The sequence below is a fragment of the Pseudomonas sp. Sample_9 genome (genome assembly GCF_004307535.1).
In the GTDB taxonomy this organism is placed as follows: Bacteria; Pseudomonadota; Gammaproteobacteria; order Pseudomonadales; family Pseudomonadaceae; genus Aquipseudomonas; species Aquipseudomonas mercuritolerans.
Window position 1 is genome coordinate 1 of sequence record NZ_RAZO01000288.1, and the last position, 4932, is coordinate 4932.

The window sequence follows — 4932 nt, forward strand, 5'->3', positions numbered from 1 at the left end:
GGGCTGATCAGACCAGCGCATCGAGCCACGAACTGTCGCAACTGGCCAATGCGCTGCAGGGCATGGTGCGGCGGTTCCAGCTCTGATGAACAGCGATTCATTGCAGGCCTTCGCCTACTGATTTGCGCACAACACGAAACAATGTGGGAGCGAGCTTGCTCGCGAAGCGGCCGAATCATTCAACGACAGTGTTGACTGACCCACCGCTTTCGCGAGCAAGCTCGCTCCCACAGGTTGGCGCTTTAGTGCAGTTTCAGACGCGGTTCGGTGCCACGACCAATCTTGCTGCCCAGCATCAGCATCGCCGTGCGGAACGGGCCGTACAGTGCCATCTGGTGCATACGGTACAGCGACACATAGAACATCCGCGCCAGCCAGCCTTCGAGCATGACGCTACCGGTCAGGTTGCCCATCAAGTTACCCACAGCAGAAAAACGCGACAGTGAAATCAGCGAGCCGTAGTCGGTGTACTTGTACTCCGGCAGGGTCTTGCCTTCGATGCGCAGTTTCAGCGACTTGGCCAGCAGCGACGCCTGTTGATGCGCCGCTTGTGCCCGTGGTGGGACGTTGCGATCAGTGCCCGGTTGCGGGCACGCCGCGCAGTCACCGAAGGCAAAGATGTTTTCGTCGCGCGTGGTTTGCAGAGTCGGCAACACTTGCAGCTGATTGATGCGGTTGGTTTCCAGACCGTCGATGTCCTTGAGGAAACCCGGTGCGCGGATGCCGGCAGCCCAGACTTTCAGGCTGGCCTTGATCTCGTTGCCATCGGCGGTGATCAGGCTGTCGGCAGTCACTTCGCTGACTGCTGCGTTGGTCATCACATTGACCCCGAGCTTCTCCAGGGTCTTGTGCACCGGCCCGCTGATGCGCTCCGGCAGGGCAGGCAGCACCCGTGGGCCTGCTTCGATCAAAGTGATGTGCATGTTTTCCGGTTTGATCCGGTCCAGACCATACGCGGCCAATTCATGGGCGGCGTTGTGCAGCTCGGCCGCCAGTTCGACGCCGGTGGCGCCAGCGCCGACGATGGCCACGCTGATCTGCTCGACCACGTCGGTCTGCCCGGCGTGGGCGCGCAGATAATGGTTGAGCAATTGCTGGTGGAAGCGCTCGGCCTGTTTGCGTGTATCGAGGAACAGGCAATGCTGCGCCGCGCCCTGGGTGCCGAAATCGTTGGTGGTGCTGCCGACGCTGATCACCAGCGAGTCATAAGCCACTTCACGCGCCGGCACCAGCTCGACGCCGTTTTCGTCATAAGTTGCGGCCAGCTGGATTTTCTTCTGCGCGCGATCGAGCCCGCTCATGCGCCCAAGCTGGAACTCGAAGTGGTTCCATTTCGCCTGGGCGACATAGTTGAGTTCGTCTTCGGAGGAGTTCAGGGAACCGGCGGCTACTTCGTGCAGCAGCGGTTTCCAGATGTGGGTCAGGTTCGCGTCGACCAGCATGACGCTGGCCGTGCCGCGCTTGCCCAGAGTCTTACCCAGACGGGTAGCCAACTCCAGACCGCCGGCGCCGCCGCCGACAATGACAATACGATGGGACATAGGGATAACTCGCAAGGTTTTTAAAGGAAATCGGTGCGGTTACCCGAGCGAGCGCGAGGCGGCTCATAGCGTCAGGTAACTGATAAATCGGCTCAACAGGCCCAGACCAATGGTCACTGCCAGCACCAGCACCAGGAGCATCCACGGCCGGAAAGGCCGGCGCTCGACACGGTGTTGGGACAATTGCAGGTACTCTTCGACATGCTTTTGGTCTTCGGGGTTCAGGCGGCTGGTCATATTTGCCTCGTCAGGTAGACGTTACTGAATGAGCACAGGCTACAGCGGTTTTCATCCCGGATTGAACGCAGCGTAGCCGCTGTCCGGAACCGGTTCGACGCACACGCTATCGTCGAGGCGAATGATGCCGCTTTGCAACACCCGGGCGGTGATCCCGCCATGCCCGCGCACGGCTTGAAAAGTGCCCGGGCCGAGATTGTTCTGCAAACGTGCACAGGGCTGACACCAGCCAGTGGTTTCGAGTATCGCCTGCCCGATGCGAAAGCGCCGCCCCTTCAGGCTAAACAAATTGATTCCGCTTATAACGAGATTGCGCCGCAGATCTTCAGGTCGGATCGGCTCGTCATCGGGGCGGCCCATCAGTGCGTTGATCACCGCCAGATGCTCCCACTGAATCAGCGTCACCTGTCGCGCGTTGCGAATGCCCGGGCGGGCGTGGTCGCCGGTGAGCCCGGCTTCCAGCCGCGCCTCGACCGCGTCGAGCCCAAGCATCGGCCCACGGGATTCTGGACGCACGCCGATCCAGCGCACACGACCGGTTTGCGGAACCTCGGCGATCAACTGCTGCAGCGGCGTCACAGGCTGATGCCCACGTCGAACACAATGCTGCGGCCGAGGTTACTGCGCAGAAAGTCCGGTGCGTCGGGGTGGGCGAACAGCACGCGGGCGAATGTCGGGCCGACCAGCGACAGCGAGCGCCAGCCCTGGCGCAGGTATTCGGTCGGTGGCGGGAAATGACTGTTGAGGTCGAGCACTTCGCGCTTGAGGCTGGCGAAGGCGATGATGTCCAGCTCACCCAGATCCATGCCGCGTTCCTTGTAGTTGTGCGCCTTCTTGCGCAGGGTTGGCGCCAGACGCAGGAGAAATTCATTGGCCGGGATGCGTTTTGGCTTCGCTTCGCGGCGCACCAGTTGGCTCAGGGAGAACGCACTGCGCCGACGCTGCAACTCGTCGCGCCATTCGTCATTGAGGCGTCGGCCTTCATCGAGGACGAAAAAAACTTCGAAATTGGCATCGCGAAACAGCACGTCCGGCGGCTCACCGGCCGGGGCGAATTCGTCGGCGCGGTAGGGGATGTTCAGACCTTGCAGCAGGCGCTGGCAGACCCAACGCTCACGCTCCCATTTGCGGGCATTGGACAGGAACGCATTGGCCTGCTCGGCCGCGATGGTCAGCAGGCGTAAATAATCTGAATCATCCATAAGGCCAAGCTTAGCGTCCAAATGCGACAAGCAGATAGCTTTGCATCGGCTCAGACATAAACGTCGCGCGATTGCGCCCTTGTAGGAGCTGCCGAAGGCTGCGATCTTTTGCTTTTATAAACAAGATCAAAAGATCGCAGCCTTCGGCAGCTCCTACAAAAAAGCGTGTCGAGTAGCAGGTGAGGGAATCATGATCGGTGCCGAACTGCTTTCAACGGCAAGCCTGACGCTCGGCTGGCTGATTTATCTGCCGGTGTTGCTCTGGGCGATCATGCGTGCGCCATGGGTTGAGCTGTTCAGCGACAGTCGCCGGCAGCACTTGCTGTTCGGCACGGTGTTCGCGCTGTTTCTGCTGTGGCTGGTGCGCAGGGATTTCGACACCGGCGTGTCGTATCACTTCATCGGCATGACCGCGGTCACGCTGCTGCTCGATTGGCCGCTGGCGATTGTCGGCGGGCTGGTGGCGCAGATTGGCCTGGTGCTTTTGGGGCGTCAGGACCTGGCTGCGGTGGGCGTCAATGGCGCGTTGCTGATTCTGCTGCCAGTGCTGATCACCGAGTGCGTGGCTATTCTGGTCGAACGCGCGCAGCCACGAAATCCGTTCGTTTACATCTTCTGTTCCGGCTTCTTCGCCGCTGCGTTGTCAGGCCTGTTGTGCCTGATTCTGAGCCTGACGCTGCTGTGGTACGACGGCCTCTTCGCCATGCCGGAGTGGCTGGAGGATTTTGTCGGCTACCTGTGGTTGCTGCTGTTCCCCGAGGCCTTTATCAACGGCATGGTTGTCAGTGCGTTGGTGGTGTTTTGCCCGGAGTGGCTGGAGACCTTCAACCGCACCCGTTACCTTTCAGCGCCGTGGAAGGACGACGATCCGAAGTCTTGATCCACATCAAACCGGCCATGCCGCTGAGATTTCATGCTCACGCAAATCCCTTCAGGAGCATTGGCATGGGCGTTTACGAATGGGCGCGGCAGGAAACCCGGCAGAGTCTGGAGCTGGCGCAGGAAGTGGGCTTTGACCCGGGCCTGAGTTTGCGCGCCCTGCTCAGCGCCGTGGTGCAGCAGAGCAAGGCAGTGCGCAATGCCGAAGACTTGGCCGACGAGTTGCGCTTTCTCGCTGAGAACCTCGACGACAGTCAGGACTACGGCTTTATGCGGCCCTGATCAGCGATCAGTGACGCGGATCGAAATCGCCGGAGAACAACTCGTCCTCGGCATCCGGTGCGACCGGAATCTTGTGTTCTTCCGAGGCCCAGGCGCCGAGGTCGATCAATTTGCAGCGGTCGGAGCAGAACGGACGGAATTTGTTCGCCGGGGTGAATTCGACGGGGGCGCCGCAGGTTGGGCATTCAACGGTTGGAATCTGGCTCATGCTTGGCCTCCGGATAAAGTCAGATAAAAGTGATGCAGACGCTCGACCTCGCTGTGCAGCCAGGCGAGGTCGCGGTCGTTGACGATCACGTCGTCGGCACGGCTCACGCGGTCTTCACGGCTCGATTGCGCCTTGAGGATCGCCTGCACTTGTTGTTCGCTGGTCTGGTCACGCTGCAAGGTGCGTTCGATCTGCAGTTGTTGCGGCGCATCGATGACCAGAATGCGCTGGGTCATCGCGTATTGCCCGGACTCGATCAGCAAAGGTGACACCAGAATCGCGTAAGGCGATTTTGCCTGCGCCAGATGATGAGCGATTTCTTCGCCGATCAACGGATGCAACAGCGCTTCGAGCCAACGTCGCTGTTCGGGGTCTTCAAAAATCAGTTTGCGCAGGGCGGCACGGTCCAGTGTGCCGTCGGCCTGCAACACGCCGGAACCGAAATGCTCGGCGATTTTCGCCAGCGCCGGACGCCCCGGTTCGACCACCCAGCGCGCCGCATGATCGGCATCCACCACATGCACGCCCAGGTCGATGAAGTGCTGCGCCGCCGCGCTTTTGCCGCTGCCGATGCCGCCGGTCA

General features: G+C 60.7%; 8 protein-coding genes and 1 pseudogene. 2 read left to right on the forward strand and 7 right to left on the reverse strand.

Annotated features, from left to right (window positions below; translation table 11 throughout):
- Window positions 1–144 precede the first annotated feature (144 nt).
- From D6877_RS29955 to D6877_RS15645, 5 genes and pseudogenes are all read right to left on the reverse strand, one after another.
- Window positions 145–231 (reverse strand): annotated as a pseudogene (locus D6877_RS29955) (metal ABC transporter ATP-binding protein); the annotation flags it as partial.
- Window positions 232–242: 11 nt separating this feature from the next.
- Complete coding sequence (locus D6877_RS15630) at window positions 243–1541, reverse strand: NAD(P)/FAD-dependent oxidoreductase (protein WP_016773144.1); 1299 nt, start codon at window positions 1539–1541, stop codon at window positions 243–245.
- A gap of 63 nt (window positions 1542–1604) precedes the next feature.
- Complete coding sequence (locus D6877_RS15635; RefSeq protein ID WP_007909875.1) at window positions 1605–1778, reverse strand: DUF3094 domain-containing protein; 174 nt, start codon at window positions 1776–1778, stop codon at window positions 1605–1607.
- A 51-nt stretch (window positions 1779–1829) separates the two neighbouring features.
- Entirely contained in the window at window positions 1830–2357 is a 528-nt protein-coding gene (locus D6877_RS15640) for an MOSC domain-containing protein (RefSeq protein ID WP_130911374.1), read from the reverse strand.
- Complete coding sequence (locus tag D6877_RS15645; protein ID WP_007909887.1) at window positions 2354–2980, reverse strand: DUF1780 domain-containing protein; 627 nt, start codon at window positions 2978–2980, stop codon at window positions 2354–2356. Before D6877_RS15645 ends, D6877_RS15640 begins: the two co-directional genes overlap by 4 nt.
- A 190-nt stretch (window positions 2981–3170) precedes the next feature.
- Here D6877_RS15645 and D6877_RS15650 point away from each other — a divergent pair, with 190 nt between their 5' ends.
- On the forward strand, window positions 3171–3860 hold the full coding sequence (locus D6877_RS15650; protein WP_130911375.1) for an energy-coupling factor ABC transporter permease: 690 nt from the start codon (window positions 3171–3173) through the stop codon (window positions 3858–3860).
- Window positions 3861–3925: 65 nt separating this feature from the next.
- Complete coding sequence (locus D6877_RS15655; RefSeq protein ID WP_016773148.1) at window positions 3926–4141, forward strand: hypothetical protein; 216 nt, start codon at window positions 3926–3928, stop codon at window positions 4139–4141.
- Between the two features lie 7 nt (window positions 4142–4148).
- Here D6877_RS15655 and yacG read toward each other — a convergent pair whose 3' ends face one another.
- A complete protein-coding gene (gene yacG / locus D6877_RS15660) occupies window positions 4149–4349 on the reverse strand; it encodes a DNA gyrase inhibitor YacG (protein ID WP_016773149.1) in 201 nt (66 codons plus the stop codon).
- The coding region (coaE, locus tag D6877_RS15665) for a dephospho-CoA kinase (protein ID WP_130911376.1) at window positions 4346–4932 on the reverse strand (587 nt) is incomplete at its 5' end. The genes yacG and coaE, both read right to left, overlap by 4 nt.